This window comes from Arthrobacter sp. MYb227, assembly GCF_002975435.1.
Taxonomy (GTDB): Bacteria; Actinomycetota; Actinomycetes; order Actinomycetales; family Micrococcaceae; genus Paeniglutamicibacter.
In genome coordinates this window covers 1-17,753 of record NZ_PCPT01000019.1, presented here as the reverse complement: position 1 = coordinate 17,753, position 17,753 = coordinate 1, and the positions used below count along the sequence as shown (strand labels likewise).

General features: G+C 55.9%; 12 protein-coding genes and 2 tRNA genes. 7 read left to right on the top strand and 7 right to left on the bottom strand.

Annotated features, from left to right (window positions below; all coding sequences use genetic code 11):
* Window positions 1-76: 76 nt before the first annotated feature.
* Window positions 77-164, top strand: a tRNA-Ser gene (locus tag CQ018_RS19355).
* A gap of 167 nt (window positions 165-331) precedes the next feature.
* Here CQ018_RS19355 and CQ018_RS19350 read toward each other — a convergent pair.
* Both CQ018_RS19350 and CQ018_RS19345 read right to left on the bottom strand, forming a co-directional pair.
* Entirely contained in the window at window positions 332-2,344 is a 2,013-nt protein-coding gene (locus tag CQ018_RS19350; RefSeq protein WP_105551651.1) for an FAD/NAD(P)-binding domain-containing protein, read from the bottom strand.
* A 103-nt stretch (window positions 2,345-2,447) separates the two neighbouring features.
* Window positions 2,448-3,545 (bottom strand): type I restriction endonuclease, encoded by a 1,098-nt coding sequence (locus CQ018_RS19345; RefSeq protein ID WP_374954224.1) that lies wholly within the window; start codon window positions 3,543-3,545, stop codon window positions 2,448-2,450.
* Between the two features lie 125 nt (window positions 3,546-3,670).
* On the opposite strand from CQ018_RS19345, the gene CQ018_RS19340 reads away from it, so the two are divergent.
* Window positions 3,671-5,833 carry a prolyl oligopeptidase family protein gene (locus tag CQ018_RS19340; protein WP_105551649.1) on the top strand — a complete coding sequence of 721 codons (2,163 nt, stop codon included), beginning with the start codon at window positions 3,671-3,673 and terminating at the stop codon, window positions 5,831-5,833.
* 107 nt (window positions 5,834-5,940) lie between these two features.
* Window positions 5,941-6,032, top strand: a tRNA-Ser gene (locus tag CQ018_RS19335).
* A gap of 204 nt (window positions 6,033-6,236) precedes the next feature.
* On the opposite strand, the gene CQ018_RS19330 is transcribed toward CQ018_RS19335, so the two are convergent.
* Together CQ018_RS19330 and CQ018_RS19325 are read right to left on the bottom strand one after the other, a co-directional pair.
* Complete coding sequence (locus CQ018_RS19330; RefSeq protein ID WP_105551648.1) at window positions 6,237-7,241, bottom strand: hypothetical protein; 1,005 nt, start codon at window positions 7,239-7,241, stop codon at window positions 6,237-6,239.
* Window positions 7,242-7,323: 82 nt separating this feature from the next.
* Window positions 7,324-9,459: a RecQ family ATP-dependent DNA helicase gene (locus CQ018_RS19325; protein ID WP_105551647.1), complete on the bottom strand. Its 2,136-nt coding sequence runs from the start codon at window positions 9,457-9,459 to the stop codon at window positions 7,324-7,326.
* A gap of 126 nt (window positions 9,460-9,585) precedes the next feature.
* Here CQ018_RS19325 and CQ018_RS19320 point away from each other — a divergent pair, with 126 nt between their 5' ends.
* From CQ018_RS19320 to CQ018_RS19305, 4 genes are all read left to right on the top strand, one after another.
* Complete coding sequence (locus CQ018_RS19320; protein WP_105551646.1) at window positions 9,586-11,007, top strand: phosphomannomutase/phosphoglucomutase; 1,422 nt, start codon at window positions 9,586-9,588, stop codon at window positions 11,005-11,007.
* Window positions 11,004-11,486 (top strand): hypothetical protein, encoded by a 483-nt coding sequence (locus tag CQ018_RS19315; RefSeq protein WP_105551645.1) that lies wholly within the window; start codon window positions 11,004-11,006, stop codon window positions 11,484-11,486. The genes CQ018_RS19320 and CQ018_RS19315 overlap by 4 nt, the downstream gene beginning before the upstream one ends.
* A gap of 189 nt (window positions 11,487-11,675) precedes the next feature.
* Window positions 11,676-12,122, top strand: coding sequence for an Rrf2 family transcriptional regulator (locus CQ018_RS19310; protein ID WP_308729282.1), 447 nt, complete (start codon window positions 11,676-11,678; stop codon window positions 12,120-12,122).
* A gap of 224 nt (window positions 12,123-12,346) precedes the next feature.
* Window positions 12,347-13,528 (top strand): globin domain-containing protein, encoded by a 1,182-nt coding sequence (locus CQ018_RS19305; protein ID WP_105551643.1) that lies wholly within the window; start codon window positions 12,347-12,349, stop codon window positions 13,526-13,528.
* A 155-nt stretch (window positions 13,529-13,683) separates the two neighbouring features.
* Here the strand turns inward: CQ018_RS19305 and CQ018_RS19300 are convergent, their stop codons facing one another.
* The 3 genes from CQ018_RS19300 to CQ018_RS19290 form a co-directional block, all read right to left on the bottom strand.
* Window positions 13,684-14,808 carry an alpha/beta fold hydrolase gene (locus CQ018_RS19300; RefSeq protein WP_105551642.1) on the bottom strand — a complete coding sequence of 375 codons (1,125 nt, stop codon included), beginning with the start codon at window positions 14,806-14,808 and terminating at the stop codon, window positions 13,684-13,686.
* Window positions 14,805-15,332, bottom strand: coding sequence for a PadR family transcriptional regulator (locus CQ018_RS19295; protein WP_105551641.1), 528 nt, complete (start codon window positions 15,330-15,332; stop codon window positions 14,805-14,807). Before CQ018_RS19295 ends, CQ018_RS19300 begins: the two co-directional genes overlap by 4 nt.
* A gap of 210 nt (window positions 15,333-15,542) precedes the next feature.
* Window positions 15,543-17,372, bottom strand: coding sequence for a phosphoenolpyruvate carboxykinase (GTP) (locus CQ018_RS19290; RefSeq protein WP_105551684.1), 1,830 nt, complete (start codon window positions 17,370-17,372; stop codon window positions 15,543-15,545).
* Window positions 17,373-17,753: the final 381 nt, after the last annotated feature.

Here is a 17,753-nt window from a genome sequence, read left to right as displayed (position 1 = left end):
TTTACGACACGCTGAGAGCCAAAAAGCAGCATCTGGTCTGCAAGCATGCTTTTGCTGGAGTATACTTTTCAGGTCTGGATGGTTGTCCGAGCGGCCTAAGGAGCTGGTCTTGAAAACCAGTGTGCGGTAACCCCGTACCAAGAGTTCAAATCTCTTACCATCCGCTCAAGATAAAAGCCTTGCTTCCCTTTAAATAAAGGGAAGCAAGGCTTTTCTTGTTTAACAGGTAGTGATGTTTGGGCACATCTTGAACACACAAAATTCAATGGCCTACAAGCATCACGGAGGGTTTTGGTGCGAACAGTGCACCGCACCAAAACCCTATCTGACCCTAGATTTGGCTCAGCCTTACCAGTTCATGAGCAATATCTTGGGCGTCACCCAAGGTACGTGCCGCATCATCAAATGCGGCTCCCGCCTGCGCGGCAATTGCCGTTCCCCATTGGGCCGAGGAAAGCTGCAAACCAATCACGAAGATCGCTCGATGTGCTAAACCATGAGCATCGACCATCCGGTAGGGAGTTCCCACCACGTCCAGACCCTGCCCCTGGATTGGTTCGCCTTCGGTGCTACGCATGATCAACGGGGATGCCAACTCATCATCCAGCAGCTGGCGAAGCAGCGGCGATGCCGTCTGTAGCACGCGATTGGCTGGCATCATCGCTTCAACTAAGGCTGGAGCCGTGTAGTTCGGCGCATCAACCCAAGGGGATGCCGCAGTGAACACCTGTGAAACCGGGTCAATTCCAAACTCTGGGTCCGGGCCTATAAATTCAACGATCCCTGCACGCGCTAAAGCCGCGAGTTCTTCGATACGCTGTACAGGAGGCCCAGAGGCCAGTCCCTCAACCAACGGTTCAAACCATCCTTGTACTTCGCTCAAGCGCGAGGCGTCGCTGATCAATCCCTCGGCAATCATGTTTTTGAGCACCATACGGCCGGCGTTCAACGTACCAATGGCCAACTTCAGCGGGTCCTTCTCGCCTCCGGCAGAGGCCAGTGCATCCGCCTCGAGATATTCCCGGACGGACCTCTGATACTCCTTGGCAGAGGTAAACCCGCGGCCTGCAAATGGGTGGCCAAGTCCCTGCACATCAAGGAACCCAAGCTCCGGTGCAAATTCCGTGACCAACCGTTGGGCCTTGGAAACCCAAACCTTGGAGCCTTCCTGATGTTCGGCGTCCAGTACGGCAATGAGTCTGCTGACAAATTCTTGAGGGTCAATAAGGAACCGACCCGGAACTCGTTCTGCTGCAGTTCGATAGTAAGCAAGTAACACATCACGGTGGAGCAAAGGCCACACATGGGCTTCAAAGCTAGCTGCAGCATCGGGGTTTATTGCACGTTGCTCAGCGATCTTTTGAATTATCACTTCGCTGTCAAAGTATTCAAGTTTCACCGAGGGGGCAATGAAATCATCAATACAAGATTTGGCCCGGTAGGGTGTCCCCCGGCGGGAAGCAGCCATGATTTTGGGTTCGTTTCCCGAGGACCAGTACTCAAGCTCGCGCCCGGGTCCACCATTGACCTGCCGGAATTCTCCCCCACGCCCGACAGTCAACGCGACCATGACGTCAAAGAAATTCAGCCCAAGCCCACGTACTAGAACGCGTTGTCCCGGACGAATCCGTTCCCACGCAACATCGCTAGGAACATTTGGGCCTTGATAGCTAAGGTTGGCATCTTGCGCAGCAGCAGCAATAACGCTCTGCGCCGGATTGAGATGAGCAGGGACATGACCCAGCGCCAACACCACGGCATCCACAGTGAAGTTCTCGACTTCGCCTTCAACGGCTGGATGCGGGTATTGCGTGCTCATGGGTTGGGCACGAAGCTCATACCCTAAGTCGGTTTGCTCGAGGTGGCGCACCTCGGCGCGCAAAATTTGTACCTCAGCAATTTGTGGAAGCACTTTCAGCGCTGAAATTACCGTGTCAAAGACGTGGCGCAGGTATCGTCCGTACAAGGCACGAGGTGGATAGGAGCCACGGCTCAGGCCAGCTAGTTCTTCGGATTCAACGCTGCTTAACAGGGCACCATCGCCACCCAAAGCGCGCCATTGTTCAAAGCTCAAACCAGGTTCACCATCCTGCACACGCTCGGGGGCAACCGTTGGGAACAACGCGGGGGTATTCATCAAAAACAGGCGCGATTGTGCGGTAGACCAAACCCTGCCTGCACCCGGTTCAAAAGGTTCAAAGATCAGAACCCGTAGCATTCGACCCCTGTGCTGGGAATCCTTGAGGACAGCTTCGATCCGTTCAAGGACCGATGTGCCGCGCGGGCCCGCACCAACTACAGCGATAGTGTAGGGGTCTTTACCGAAATTCTGCTGCTCACTCACGCTTTTAGCCTAGTACGACTTGAAGCCGCGCCCGGGGTGATTGTTAGTATCTGACAAAAAACATTCAAAGCCCCGGGCACGCCCTATATTTCTGACTCAGAGATCAGGCAGCCATCTGCAACTGAACTGTTGCACGCATTTGTTCAGCGTGCTCGTAAATTTCATCCAGGGTTTGAATAGGGATACGAGTTTCCACCTTGTTTGCGTCAAACAGTCCAAGGTATTTTTGTGCACGGTTAAAGTGCAGACGAGCTATCGGCTTTCGATTATTGTCATCAAGAAGAATCGCGAAGTATGACTTAGCATCACGATAAACCACACGATTGGCCTTGACCTCTTTACATACGATGGCTCGCACAATATGGAAACCTTCTAGCTCTTCCAACGTCGTGTCAATCCCATCATCTGGTTCCAGATCGGCTTCGACAACGGGTTCGCTCGTTACGCTTGCAACCAGTTCTTGCCGTGGGATCGAAGGCACGTTCGGTTCGCCCAAGGCTGCCTTGATCCGATCGTTTACTTGATCAGTAAGGAATTGTTTGGAGGCTTTGGCCACCAACCCGGTGAATTGGTCTCGTACCCGTTGAGTAAATTGTCCTTCGTAGACTCCTGCCGACAAGAACCTGACCCACTCTGAAGTTGGTTCTTGGAAGTTTGACGCAATTACGCGTTTGATCTCACCGATATATCTGAGCTCTTCAGCAGCGCTAACGATGGACTCCAGATCGAAGGCGTCTCTTGAGAGTTTTCTAAGTTCTGGGATCAGGGTTTCGTCGATATCGTTCATATCCAAAATTAGGAACGGCTTCGAGTCCATTTTATTTGGTGCATCCAGATCCGTGTAGAACTGGTAGACCTCGCCATTGGTCAAAATGGCAATTCTGGCATTCGTCGCAGCAAAGTAACGATACAGCTGTGAAGCATGCTCGAATTTCAGACCAGCAGGAGATTTTTTGCACTCAATCAGAATCTGGACTTCGCCATCTCGGACGATCGCATAATCAATTTTTTCGCCCTTTTTGATTCCTATGTCTGCGGTGAACTCGGGAACCACTTCCATCGGATTGAATACGTCATATCCGAGAATCGTGGAAATGAACGGCATAATAAACGCGTTCTTCGTAGCTTCTTCTGTCTCGATAATTCCGCGCTGCTGCTGAACCTTTACTGCCAAAGCAGCGATTCGTTCTCCAAACTGCACAATAATCCCCCTTTGAATGTGTTCGTACTCACTAACATATCCATCGGCGCACCCAATTTGACGCTCTCACAAGTTATTACGTGAAATCTTGAGCCGTGTCTCGCACAGTTCCCTAGACTGAAGCCATGAGCCCCAATTCTTCACAGCATGCTTCCGCAACCACAGAAACCCCAATTAGCACTCAGGGAGTAGGTATTGGCACAGTACCTGCCGAACCTACCGATCCGCTGCTTTGGCTAGAAGATATTGATTCTCCGAAAGCCATGGAATGGGTTCTTGCCCAAAATAAACGCACCGAAGCCGAGCTCTTCGATACCCGCTATGAAGAAAACCGTGCGGCAATTCTCCAGGTACTCGATGCCACCGACCGCATCCCCATGGTGACCAAGCGCGGGGAACACTATTACAACTTCTGGCGCGATGCCCAACACCCCAAGGGTCTATGGCGCCGTACCAGCTGGGAATCGTACCAAAGTGAGGAACCGGACTGGGATGTACTCCTAGACATTGATGCGCTTGCCGCACAGGACGGAATTGACTGGGTATTCTCCGGTGCTCAGATGCTGCGTCCTGCACCGCAACAACCGCATGTCCGAGCATTGATCAAGCTCTCACCTGATGGCGGTGATCAAGTACGGATACGCGAGTTTGATCTAGTGACTCGCGTCTTTGTTCCCGGTGGCTTTGATATTCCTGTGGCTAAAACGAATGTCTCGTGGGCAGGTGAAGATACCTTGCATGTGGCAACAGGCGTGGATGGTGGTTCCTTAACGCGTTCTTCTTACGCGCGCACCGTGCGTTCCCTTTCGCGTAACCAACAGCTCTGTGATGCCAAAGAAATTTTTGCCATCGACGAATCACATGTTTTGGCTTACGTGTCACACGATCCAACACCCGGTTTTGAACGCGATCTGGCACACGATGTTATCGATTTCTACAATTCCAAAACGTTCCTTCGCCGAGGCGGGGACTGGGTACACATTGATGTCCCTACCGATGTCGGCGTTTCATTGCACAAGCAATGGGTTATTTTCTCTCCGCAAACTCCTTGGACTTATCGGGATACAACTTACATTCCGGGATCGTTGTTGCTTGCGGATCTCGAAGAATTTATGCGTGGCACAGCTTCGCTTCGCAAAATATTTGTTCCCACCGAGAATAATTCGTTGCAATCAATAGATTTCACCGCTAACTACCTGCTGTTGAACATCCTCGAAGACGTATCCTCACAGATTCTCATCTGTGACCCGTCCCAAGACTTCGCGCTCACTGCCTTGGAGGCAGGTGCCCCACTACATAGTTTTAGCATCTCGGCAGTTGATGATCTGGACCCTGCCTGCGAAGACGACTACTGGCTGACCCTTACCGGTTTCCTCACGCCAACGACACTCGCACGCGGCACCCTCAATGCTTCGAATACTGCCCCAAGCACCGTCAAAAGTCCCCCTGCGCGATTCGATGCAGATGGCTTCGAAGTCTCCCAACATTTTGCTACCTCGGATGATGGAACCAAGGTGCCCTATTTCCAGGTCTCGCCGAAAGATCTGCAGCTCGATGGTGCCAACCCGGTGCTCATGAACGGCTACGGAGGTTTCCAAACCAGCCTGACCCCCGGCTATCTTGGTGCGTTGGGTCCTGGCTGGTTGGCTCGCACCAGCTCCGACGGACGCAAGGCCAGCTACGTCGTGGCAAATATTCGTGGTGGTGGTGAATACGGTCCGCGCTGGCACCGCGCAGCACTACGCGAGAACCGGCACCGCGCCTATGAGGACTTCGCGGCTATCGCACGTGACTTGATCACTCGTGGAGTCACCTCGGCACAGCATCTTGCGGCTACCGGACGGTCAAATGGTGGCTTGTTGGTTGGCAATATGATTACTGGCTACCCGGAGCTCTTCGGTGCTATCTCATGTGGTGTTCCGCTCTTGGATATGCGTCGCTACACCCAGCTTTCGGCGGGACACTCGTGGATTGCGGAGTATGGGGATCCTGATGTTCCCTCAGACTGGGAGTTTGTACGCACGTTTTCTCCGTACCACCGCCTCGACGATTCACTTCCGGAAGGTATCAAATACCCGGTTTCACTCATTTGGAGTGCCACCAGCGATGACCGGGTCGGTCCGGTTCAGGCTCGGAAGATGGCTGCCAAAATGATGGACATGGGTGTTTCCTCGGTGAGATATCACGAATCATTAGATGGCGGGCATGCTGGTGCATCTGATAATTCGGCTTCTGCAACGATGCTGGCCACCAGTTACGAGTTTTTATGGCGCCATATCGCATCCTAAAAACGTACATTTTCCCCTAGAATTCAAGGATTCCCGTCCGGAGTTTGACCTCGTTTTGTATGCGGGGCCAGCTTTGGGTAGTCTAGGGGAGCTGGAAACAGCAAAATGGATGCGTGCCAGAGCGGCCGAATGGGCTTCACTGCTAATGAAGTGTCGGGGTTAAACTCGACCGAGGGTTCAAATCCCTCCGCGTCCGCCAGATGCCCCCTACTTCGGTAGGGGGCTTTTTGCGTCTTAGAGCCTCTCCCGGCCCCCTCCCACGTGGGAATACGGCTTATAGGTATGAACAGTGTGTGGCGCCAGAATGCGCCCTGAAATAAGAAAACCGCGCAGTTCCCAACCCGGCCAAAGCAGGGAATGAGACTACGCGGTTTCTTTGGACCTGGCCTAGGCCAGCAGGAGCTTAGTTATCTCCATCCCCAAACGCATTGAGCAAGGTTCTGACCATATCGGTGGGCAGTCCCGTTGCTCGCGCAACGATGGTGGTGGCTTCGTCTAGCTCACCGAGACGAAGGTGAGCTAGGAATTCGGTGCGTTCGGGCTCAACCAGATCGTCGATGCTGAAGTGAACTGCGCCGTCCGGGCCCTGACCCTCAAAGCTAAAATCAGCGATGTTTGCGTTTGCTCCCCCGGCACCGCTGAGCGGGGATGCAACAAGCATGCGTAGGATTTCTTCTTGCTCAAGCCCCGAATGCTTGGAGATCAAGTTGGCAGCACCGGGCAAGTCCTTGTCACGAACCAGCGACATAAACTGATCGTATTCGGCGGGCGGAAGATCCTCGCTGGCAAATTCGTGTGGAACTCCATCAACCAGGTAGGAGACCTTGAACTGAGTCGAGGTTTTCTCGGCGTCACTTCCAAATTCTTCGGCCCATTCGGTGGGTACTACCCACGCTTCATCATCACTAATTGAAGGTGCGCTCGGAATCGAAAGTGCTTCTTGCGGGGAGACCTCGGCAGGTACCACGGCAGGTGAATCCGCAAGTGAAGGTAGCTTGGCGGCAGCATTCTGTGCTTGATCCGCCTGCTGGTGCTCGGCACCGGGAGCGGCGGACTGTTCGCCTTGACGTTCGGCTTCTAACTGCTGGGCGATTGTTGTTGCGTTAGTGGGTTCGGTACGCACCTGCGGGAATCGTTCAAGGCTACGCACGGCAATAATGCTTGCCTTGAATCCTTCACCGGTCATGGCCTTGTAATTTTGCACCGCAGCCATCAGATCGCCCTGCGCCAAGGACTTATAGACGGCTCGGTGTCCCTCGCCGGTGAGTTGTGCTGCCGCGCGCGCAGCTGTCTCAGGGGTAATTGAGGCAGCAACATCTGCCGAGTTCTTAATGCGCAACTGACGTATCCAGAGCCAACCAAGGCCAAGAACGAGCAGCGGAATGACGACCCAGAGCAGTGTTTCCATACCTCTAGACTACGGCGCTTAGACGCACAGGACGAAGCCGGCGACGTGTGAACTTCCACCATGTGGCACAGCCGTGACTGCTTTAGCCTGCCTGCGCCAAAACAAAGGGAAGCACCCCGGGTGCACCGGCCTCACGAAGCACCCTGGCGGCCTCGGTCAATGACCAGCGGCTATCTGCTAAATCGTCGAGGAGCAGGACCGGACCCGGAGCACCCGTCAGAGCTTGAGCCATGTCTTCTGGAACCACAAATTGGTCCCACACCGCTGCCAAGCGGAACGCGGAGTTACCACCGGATTCTCCGCGTGGTCCGCCATGTTTGTATTCAAGCTGACCCAGGTAGGGGAGCCGGCCGATCTGCGAAATTCCTTGGGCAAATGATCCAACCAGCTGGGCTCGTTTGCGTGAGGGCATGGAGATGACTGCCACGGGGCGAGTCTCCCATTTCCATTCGCTGAGTACCTTGACGCAGGCATCGAGCATCGCTTGGCTGATGGGAGCGTCGGGTTCTGTGCTGTTTTCCAATAATGCGCGCAGCCGTCCGCCCCAGCCCAAATCGGTCAGGCGTGCCAGGGCACGGCCATCACTGGCCTGGAATTCGGGTTTAATTCTTCCCTTGAGCGGAACACCCAATTTTTCCATACCTCCGGGGTACATGCGTCTGGCTTCAAGCAACGCACCAACCCGACCCAGTGCTGTTTGTGCCGAATCCTTGGCTGTTTCTTCGATGGTGGCGCTAAACCACACTCCGGCACAGTTATCGCATTTCCCGCACGGTGCCGCCGCCGGATCGTCCAGCGCCTTGGCCAGAAATTCCATGCGGCAAGCCTGCGAGTTCTCATAATCAATCATTGAGTTTTGCTCTGCAACACGTGCGGCCGCCACCCGGGTGTAACGTTCTGCGTCGTAGAACCACTGTTGGGATGTGCGAATCCAACCACCCGAAACACGTTCTACTGCGCCATCAACGGCTAAGACCTTGAGCAATAGTTCCAGCGGTGTGCGACGAATATTGACCCTTGATTCCAGAGCCGGGACCGAGAGCGGCCCCCCGGCGGCGCCAAGTTCTTGGAGCACAGCGTTGGCGCGTTCCTGATCCGGCATGCTGCTTGTAGCAAAGTAACGCCAGATTTCTCGGTCTTCGGGGCCCGGCAGCAAGAGCACATCTGCGTTGATGCTGCCACGTCCGGCACGACCAACCTGCTGGTAATAAGCAACCGGGGAGCTGGGAGCACCGACGTGAATCACAAACCCCAAATCCGGCTTATCAAAGCCCATCCCTAGGGCGCTGGTGGCAACCAGCGCCTTCACCTCATTGTTTTTCAGTGCCGTTTCGGCCCGGTGGCGCTCTTCGGTATCGGTACGCCCGGAGTAGGCGAGCACCTTATGTCCCGCCTCGGCCAGCAGCCGGGTAATGTCCTCGGCCGCGGAAACAGTAAGTGTGTAAATGATCCCCGAACCATGAAAATCATTGAGGTGGGAAAGTAACCATGCGAATTGCGAGCGTGGGGACGCTAAGCGAAGCACTCCCAAGCGCAGGGAATCGCGAGCCAAAGACCCACGAAGCGTGAAAACATCGGCACCGCCGACGGCCAGCTGTTCTTGAACATCATGGACCACGCGCTCGTTGGCGGTTGCGGTGGTGGCGAGCACCGGAATGCTGTTTGGTAATGCGGAGATGAGATCCTTGATCCGGCGGTAATCGGGACGGAAATCATGCCCCCAGTCGGAAATACAGTGCGCCTCATCGATCACCAGCAAACCCATGCGTTGTAACAATGCGGGAAGCTGGGTGTCGCGGAATACCGGGTTGTTCAGTCGTTCCGGGGAAACCAACAGCACATCCAGCTCATCGTTGGCCAGTTTGCTGGCGATCTGTTCCCAGTCCATGGCATTTGCCGAGTTGATTGCTTCGGCGCGTACCCCGGCACGACTGGCAGCTGAAACCTGATCACGCATTAGCGCTAGCAGCGGGGAAACAATAAGTGTTGGACCGGAACCTTGGGCACGCAAAAGTAGTGAGGCAACAAAGTACACCGCTGACTTTCCCCAACCGGTGCGTTGGACCACCAGTGCTCGGCGTCCACCTGCAACCAGTGCCTCAATTGCCTCAAATTGGCCCTCATGGAAGTCTGCGTCCTCGCGTCCCACCAGGGCACGCAGGATCGTGGTGGCACGGGCGCGAAGATCCGTATGAGTGCTTGCAAGGTTTGCTTCCATGAGCCCCAGTATTCCAGTGATCCCCCATGATTCGATGTTCGCTGGACACAAACACGTAGCTAGCTATGGCGCTCCTCACCTTCGCTGTAGCAATCGGGCGCTTGGACTGGCTCAACCGCTAAGCTCTTGATTGTGAGTGTGGAAATCGATCTTTCAGAGTCCTTCAAGGCCTACGATGTGCGCGGCATCGTCGGGGCCACCATTACCGCCGAGGCCGTCGAGGCAATCGGCGCCGCCTTTGTAGACGTTTTAGGCCTTGCTGGCCAAGACGTCTTGGTGGGTGGCGATATGCGTCCTTCTTCCCCCGAATTTTCCGCGGCTTTTGCCCGCGGTGCCGCCTACCGCGGCGCTAACCCCAAAATGTTGGGTCTTATCTCCACCGATGAGCTGTATTTTGCCGCTGGCTCGTTAAATTGTGCGGGTGTTGTCTTTACCGCCAGTCACAACCCGGCAGCCTACAACGGCATCAAGATGGCCAAGGCTGGTGCTGTGCCGGTGTCCTCGGACACCGGTCTGTACGATATTCGTGATCTTGCCCAGTCTTACCTAGACGAAGGCCTTCCCGTATCCACCGAGGCTCCCGAGGGAGCCATCAGCGAACTCGATGTACTTGCCGATTACTCGGCCTACCTGCGCTCACTTGTAGATCTTTCGGGCATCCGCCCGCTGAAGGTTGTTGTTGATGCCGGTAATGGCATGGGCGGACTGACCACCCCCGCGGTGTTGGGCGATTCAATTTTGCCCGGGCTACCCTTGGAAATCATTGACCTGTACTTTGAGCTTGATGGCACCTTCCCCAACCACCCGGCCAACCCGCTGGAACCAGAAAACCTGCGCGACCTGCAGGCGGCTGTCATCAAACATGGTGCCGATATTGGTTTGGCCTTTGACGGGGATGCCGACCGTTGCTTCGTCATCGATGAATTGGGGGATCCGGTGTCTCCCTCGGCAATCACCGCACTTGTGGCTGTGCGCGAGATCGCTCGTGCCCAGGCCGCTGGTGAAACAACCCCTGTGATCATCCACAACTTGATCACCTCCCGTGCGGTGCCCGAGGCTGTTAGCGCGGCCGGTGGCCATCCGGTGGTGACCCGCGTGGGTCACTCATTCATCAAGGCAGTTATGGCCGACGAAGGCGCGGTCTTTGGTGGGGAACACTCGGCTCACTACTACTTCCGTGACTTCTACAATGCCGATACCGGAATGCTTGCTGCAATGCATGTACTTGCTGCCCTGGGCCAGCAGGAAACCCCGCTCAGTGAATTCGCTGCAGAGTACGAGCCTTATGTTTCCTCCGGTGAAATCAACTCCGAGGTTGAGGATAAGGCCGGTGCGGTCGATCGCGTGCTTGCCTCCTATGATGGGGAACCTGTTGAGGTCTCCCATATGGATGGAACTACCGTTAAAGCAACCGATGGTTCGTTCTGGTTCAACCTGCGCCCTTCAAATACCGAGCCTTTCCTGCGCTTCAACGGTGAGGCAGTAGATCAAAAGACCATGGAATCTATCCGTGACTCAGTCCTCAATATCGTAAGGAACAACGCATGAGCACTCCCGAAAACAAACTCACCGAGCTCGGCGAAGCTGCCCAGCTTGATCTAAACCGCGTGCTGGGCACCGCCCTGGGTGTTGCCCGCGAACAGCTCGAGGAGCAGGGCGTATTCCTGCCTTTCGCCATCGCTGTTGAGCCGGCCACCGAAGAAAATGCCGAGCCGGAGCTGCGCTTGCTGGCGGTCCAGCCCACCGAGGATATGGAAGACCCGGAAGCCGATATTGATGCAGAAGCCATGATGAATGAGCTGGTGGAACTCTTGCAATCCCAGCGAGATTCTTTCACCGCCGTTGCCTTCGTCTCCGATGTCACCTTGCTCGATGAGGCCAAGGATGCAATCCATGTGGTTGCCGAACACCGTGATGGTGGCGCCGTTGCTATCGTGCAGCCATATGTCGCTCCGGACCCGGAGACAGGTGTATGGGACTTTACCGAGCCCAGCGCCGAGTCCGGCGAAATCCAGGTTTGGGTCTAACACCCCACTTCTTGAGAAACGCTTACCGGAGGGCCCAGGTATCCAAGCAAAAGCTTCGATATCCGGGCCCTCTTGTCCGTCATGCGGGCAAATTATCTCCTGAAATACGGGTAGCGCGCACTAGCCAGGAAGCCAACCTTTGCTTCCCATCGGACATTTCACAGGCTATGTCGGTTTATACCTGCGAGAATGAAATACGTGAAACTCAGTTCCTTTGCCGATGTGTGCCTACGCGTCTTGATGCTGCTCGGGTCTCGTCGCGATGATCAAATCACCACACGGGATATCGCCGAGGAGATTGGCGTACCCTACAACCATGTGGCAAAGGCAGTTCTGGAGCTGCGCAATCGTCAGGCCATTGAGGTTACCCGCGGCCGCTATGGCGGCTCACAAATTACATCCCATGGATTGCAGCTCGCAGTGGGCGCTCTTTTGCGCGAGCTCGACACCCGAGATGACGTTGTCGACTGCGTTTCCGAGTCCGGAGTACCTTGCCCACTAATTGGAATGTGCACCCTGCGGTCGGCGCTGCGCCGCGCTCGAGAGGCCTTTTACGCCGAACTTGACACCTTGCGTGTCGAGGATCTCACCGGAGCTTCGAGCACTCGACTACTCCCCTTCCCGATTTTCCGCTAAGTCCCAAAAGTTGTATACTTCACCTAGTCAAGTGTCACTTGACCGTGCGCGCCGAGAGCACTCAGGGCAACGCCCCGGCCATGCCCCGACTCCAAACGCCATTTCATTTCGCCGGCTAACACGCCACGATTTGCATCCAACTTCTACATGCCGTAGAACTTAAGTATCAATCTTGCATTTCAAATGCAAGATAAGAGCCAATATCTTCGTCAAGGAGCCACACCATGCTTTCCGAGAAGTCCCGCCCGGTCATTGAAGCCACCCTTCCAATCATCGGTGAGCGTATCTCGCACATCACGCCGAACTTCTACGCGCGGCTGTTTGCTGCTCACCCACAGCTCCTTGACGGGCTTTTCTCGCGGGCAAACCAGAAGAACGGCACCCAGCAGCAGGCCCTTGCCGGCTCCATCGCCGCCTTCGCTACACACTTGCTGAACAACCCGGGAACTCTTCCGGAGGCCGTTTTGGCACGCATCGCTCACAAGCACACCTCATTGGGCATCGCGGAGGAACAGTACCCGATCGTGTACGAACACCTCTTCGCAGCCATCGTCGAGGATCTTGGCGATGCGGTCACCCCAGAAGTTGCCGATGCCTGGACCGAGGTTTACTGGCTCATGGCAGATGCCCTGATTAAGATCGAAAAGGGCCTGTACGCCAAGCAGGCAAACAACAAGATCTGGACTGACTGGAAGCTCGTGTCCAAGGAAGCAGCCGGAACCGGTTCGATCACTTTCCGCTTTGAGCCCGCAGATGACACCCCGGTGACCGTCGCCGAGGCCGGCCAGTTTGTCTCGGTCCGCGTGCCATTGCTTGACGGTGTGCGCCAGTGCCGCCAGTACACTCTGAGCGACTCGGTAACCTCCACCACCGAGCGCATCATCACCACCAAGTTTGACGAGGGCGGCGAAGTCTCCCCCTTCATGCATGGGCACCTGAACGTTGGAGACGTCATTGAACTTTCCAACCCGTATGGCGATTTGACCATCGACACCACCGGCGCACCAATCATCCTTGCCACAGCAGGCATTGGCTGCACCCCGAGCGCCTCGGCACTGGCAACTCTTGCCGCGGCCGGCTCGGATCGCCAGGTCATGGTGCTGCACGCCGAAGCAACCGAGGAGGCTTGGGCGCTCAAGGAGCAGATGCGCGAATCAATCGAGGCACTGCCCAACGCCGAATTGAAGCTCTGGCTTGAAGACATCAACGCCAAGGCCGCTGACACCGAGGCCACCGAGGGCTACATGTCATTGAAGGGCATTGAGCTTCCGGCGGATGCTCGTCTGTACCTTTGCGGCCCGCTGCCGTTCATGCGCGCGGTGCGTTCGCAGGCAATCGACGCCGGCATCCCGGCAACCAACATTCACTACGAAGTCTTCGGCCCGGATCTCTGGCTCGCGGCCTAAGTCCCACCGAGGACCTAGTAAATTGGGGGACTCGCCAAAAGATAGGCATCTAGCGGCGGGTGAATAAAGGTAAGGTCCGTGAACTGTTGTAACGGTTCACGGACCTTACCTTTTTAGAATCGGTCTCGGCGATTCCACACCGACTCGTTCCGAGCTTAGAATTCGTCGGTTTCTAAAACACCGGTTTCCTGAAGCCGCGGATGCGCGATACCTTTTTCAATCCAGGAGCGCACCGTTGCGTTAAAGAGGATCGGATCTTCAATGTTCCATTGATGATGCCGTCCCACAGCGGTACGGAATTGGGCCTGGGGTAAAACCTTGCCCAGCGTCGGAAAGGACTTGGAGACCAGCTTGGGCTCCTTACCTCCGGCAACCACCATGACCGGACCCTTGTAGTCTCCAAGCTTGGCCGGAAGACCACCGGGGTCTACCTCGTCCATGATTGCGCGCATATTATCTGCCCGCAGCTTGGTTCCATGGTCCGTGAAGAGTTCCTTTTCATCGGCAATCATGCCGTAGGCACCGGCTTGGAAGCGCCAGAACCATTCACTGCTAAAGAGCTTGAGTTGCATGCGGCTGAGCTTGCGCATTGAACTGGAGACCCCAATGGCGGGCACCCCAGAGAGCATCAGTGAATCAATAAGTTCCGGGTGCCTGGCCACGACACGCAAGGCAACCACGCCGCCGAGCGAGAGTCCTACAAGGTGTACGCCACCGCTTGAGACCTCATCGGCAATGATTGCAGCAACATCATCAGCGGCGGAGTCCAACCCCGCCCAGTCTTCTGCCGCACGAGCCCCAAACCCTGGCAGGTGAGGAGTGAGTACCTCATAATCGCTAAAGGCACGCACCTGCGGATCCCAGCTCCAGTTAGCCACATTACCGCCGTGCAAGAACACAATCGTTTGTGTTGCTTTACCATCGTTGCGGACACGGGTGGGTGCATGAAATTCCGGGTATCCCCCGGGGTCACGCACCGCGCTCGGGCTTGGCTTCTCGGTATTCTGCGGGGCCGAACTCCGCGCAGGATCTTGCTGCTTCGACTCGACGGTGTTTGTGTGTGCCTTTTCGTCCGGCCCGGAGACTGGGGCAACGGCCTTCTCCCTCACCGATTTTGGGGCGCGCGGTGGCCTTGCGGGCTTGGCGGGCTTAGCCTGCGGCTGCGTGACCGGGGTAGTGGCGTCCGGGATTGTCCGCTGGGCTGCTGCCGCGTTCACCGGGGCCGTAGGCTCCTTGGCGAGTGCCGGCTCCTTGGGTGTAGCTGCGCTGGGCTGGCTCATGGCAGGTGCTCCGCAACTGCCTCAAGCCACTGGAGTTCGGCTTCCTGGTGGCGAATGCTGTTATCCAAGGTGGCGGCCATGAGGAAGCTGCGCCTATCTGCTGCTGCGCGCATATCAATATCCTCACGCTGTGAGAGGTAATCATCCAACAGGTCCTGGGTGGCTACACGTCTGGCCTCAACCAAGTCAACAACTCCCGTGCGGTCCAGCTCGGCAGCGAAGAAGAGCCGGGCCATAAACGGTTCACGGGGAATATGTGCCGTGACATCCGTTTGTAGCCATTGCACAAGCATTTCGCGGCCGAGCTCGGTGATGTGGTGTTCTTGGCGGTCGGGGTAGTTGCTTTGCCGGATTACCGTCACCGTTGCATGGCCGTCTTGCACCAGCTTGGTTAGGGTGCGGTAGATCTGGGCCTTATCCGCATTCCAGAAATGGTTGATTGAAGAATCAAAGTGCTTCTTCAGCTCGTATCCGGTCATGGGCGATAAACTCAGCAGCCCGAGGATCAAACGCGCGAGAATCATGCTTTTATCCTGACACATTTCTCGGTTGATTGATCGACTAGCCACGCAATTGCAACTGTACTGCGGTTCGGCGGCCGTTACATTGGTGTTATTTGGGTGTTATATATAGCCCCACATGGCATAAGCCATGTTAACTAACGGTGGGCCGGGTGCGGATCAAGATCCATACCCGGCCCACCGTTAGGGGGTCGTACTTTGAGTTCGCGGCTCTTAGGCGTTGAAGCGTTCCTTGACTCCATCAAGTTCCGCACGCAATGAATCCGGAAGAGCTTCGCCGAACTTGGCGTACCATTCTTCAATGCTTTCCAACTCGGTGGCCCACTCTGCCTCATCAACCTTGACGGCTGCTTCAACATCGGCGGCAGTCATGTCCAGACCGGTCAGATCCACAGATTCTCCGGTTGGCACAAAGCCGATCGGAGTCTCAACAGCATCTGCCTTGCCTTCGATGCGATCGATGGCCCACTTCAGCACCCGGGAGTTATCCCCAAAGCCAGGCCATGCGAAGCCGCCGTCGGCGGTGCGGCGGAACCAGTTGACCAAGAAAATCTTGGGCAGACGCTCCGGGTTGGCCTTGGACTCGATCGAATCCCAGTGGTTCAGGTAGTCACCGGCGTTGTAGCCAATGAACGGCAGCATTGCCATAGGATCGCGGCGCACAACGCCCACGGCACCGGCTGCTGCTGCTGTGGTTTCCGAGGAAAGTGTTGAACCCATGAAGATGCCGTGGGCCCAGCTGCGCGCCTCGGTGACCAACGGGATGGTGGTCTTGCGACGTCCGCCGAAGAGGATTGCGTGGATTTCCACACCATCCGGGTTGTAGTACTCGGGCGAAAGCATGTCGACCTGATCGATCGGAGTGCAGAAACGGGAGTTCGGGTGGGCTGCAACGCGGCCGGAATCCGGGGTCCAGTCATTTCCAAGCCAGTCGATCAGGTGTGCCGGAACCTCATCCGTCATGCCTTCCCACCACACGCCACCGTCATCGGTGAGCGCAACGTTAGTGAAGATCGAGTTGCCCTTGGTGATGGCGTTCATCGCATTGGGGTTATTTGACCAACCGGTGCCCGGTGCCACGCCGAACAGGCCGTATTCCGGGTTGACGCCGCGAAGCTCGCCTTCCTTACCGATACGCATCCAGTTGATGTCATCGCCCAGGGTCTCGGCCTTCCAACCATCAATGGTTGGATCCAGCAAGGCCAGGTTGGTCTTGCCACAGGCCGAAGGGAAGGCAGCTGCAACGTTGTAGCTCTTGCCTTCCGGGTTGGTCAGCTTGAGGATGAGCATATGCTCGGCAAGCCACCCCTCGTCGCGGGCCATCACCGAGGCGATACGCAGTGCGTAGCACTTCTTGCCCAGCAGGGCGTTTCCACCGTAGCCCGAGCCGTAGGACCAAATGGAGCGCTCTTCGGGGAAGTGCACGATCCACTTGTCTTCGTTGCACGGCCAAGCCACGTCCTGCTGGCCAGCTACCAGCGGGGCGCCTACCGTGTGCAGCGCCGGAACGAAGAACGCATCTTCGGCCTCCATCTTGCGCAATACTTCATTACCGATCTTGGCCATGATGCGCATCGAGGCAACAACGTAGGCCGAGTCGGAGAGCTCAACACCGTACTGTGGCTGTTCTGCATCGAGCGGTCCCATCACGAATGGGATCACGTACATGGTGCGTCCGCGCATTGAGCCGTCGAAAAGCCCATTGAGCTTTTCCTTCATCTCGGCCGGGTCCATCCAGTTATTGGTGAAGCCGGCATCCTTCTCGTTTTCCGAGCAGATGAAGGTGCGCTCTTCTACACGGGCCACGTCTTTGGGGTCCGAGAAGGCAGCAAAGGAATTAGGGAACGAAGGATCCGTAAGCTTCTTCAGGGTGCCGGTGGCAACCAGTTCGGCGGTGAGGCGATCGTTCTCCTCCTGCGTACCATCTACCCAATAGACATGGTCAGGTTTCGTCAGTTCCGCGATTTCCTGCACCCAAGCTGCTAGCTTTGCGTGCGTGGTCGGTGCTGCGTCGATGACCTTCTGGTCCGAGCTCTCGCTCATGTCCATTCCCTCCATTGGGCTGAATTTGCAATAGTTCGATGCTAGGTTCCGAACCGCGACGCTTCCTGTGACTCAGATCGCCCGAATTGGCTAATAACAGATGAACGGTTCCTGAAAACATTGAGTTGCAGGGGTTTTCGCTTCACCTAACTCGATTATAATGTGACGAAGGACACGTGTACCGGTATACTTCAATATTTGAGACGCCAGAATGAGGCCACAGGGACCCACCCTGCGATTTTGCGTGTACCAATTTTCTCTGTATAGTTATTCGAGGTCGAGCCGCAAGGTAAGAACCTAAATAAATATGCGCCCATAGCTCAGCTGGATAGAGCGTCTGTCTACGGAACAGAAGGTCAGGGGTTCGAATCCCTTTGGGCG

Excerpts from the sequence above, each read along its gene's own strand:
- CQ018_RS19340 (WP_105551649.1), top strand. The coding sequence starts at position 3,671 with ATGAGCCCCAATTCTTCACAGCATGCTTCCGCAACCACAGAAACCCCA.
- CQ018_RS19330 (WP_105551648.1), bottom strand. The coding sequence starts at position 7,241 with ATGGAAACACTGCTCTGGGTCGTCATTCCGCTGCTCGTTCTTGGCCTT.
- CQ018_RS19325 (WP_105551647.1), bottom strand. The coding sequence starts at position 9,459 with ATGGAAGCAAACCTTGCAAGCACTCATACGGATCTTCGCGCCCGTGCC.
- CQ018_RS19315 (WP_105551645.1), top strand. The coding sequence starts at position 11,004 with ATGAGCACTCCCGAAAACAAACTCACCGAGCTCGGCGAAGCTGCCCAG.
- CQ018_RS19310 (WP_308729282.1), top strand. The coding sequence starts at position 11,676 with ATGAAATACGTGAAACTCAGTTCCTTTGCCGATGTGTGCCTACGCGTC.
- CQ018_RS19305 (WP_105551643.1), top strand. The coding sequence starts at position 12,347 with ATGCTTTCCGAGAAGTCCCGCCCGGTCATTGAAGCCACCCTTCCAATC.
- CQ018_RS19300 (WP_105551642.1), bottom strand. The coding sequence starts at position 14,808 with ATGAGCCAGCCCAGCGCAGCTACACCCAAGGAGCCGGCACTCGCCAAG.
- CQ018_RS19295 (WP_105551641.1), bottom strand. The coding sequence starts at position 15,332 with ATGATTCTCGCGCGTTTGATCCTCGGGCTGCTGAGTTTATCGCCCATG.
- CQ018_RS19290 (WP_105551684.1), bottom strand. The coding sequence starts at position 17,372 with ATGAGCGAGAGCTCGGACCAGAAGGTCATCGACGCAGCACCGACCACG.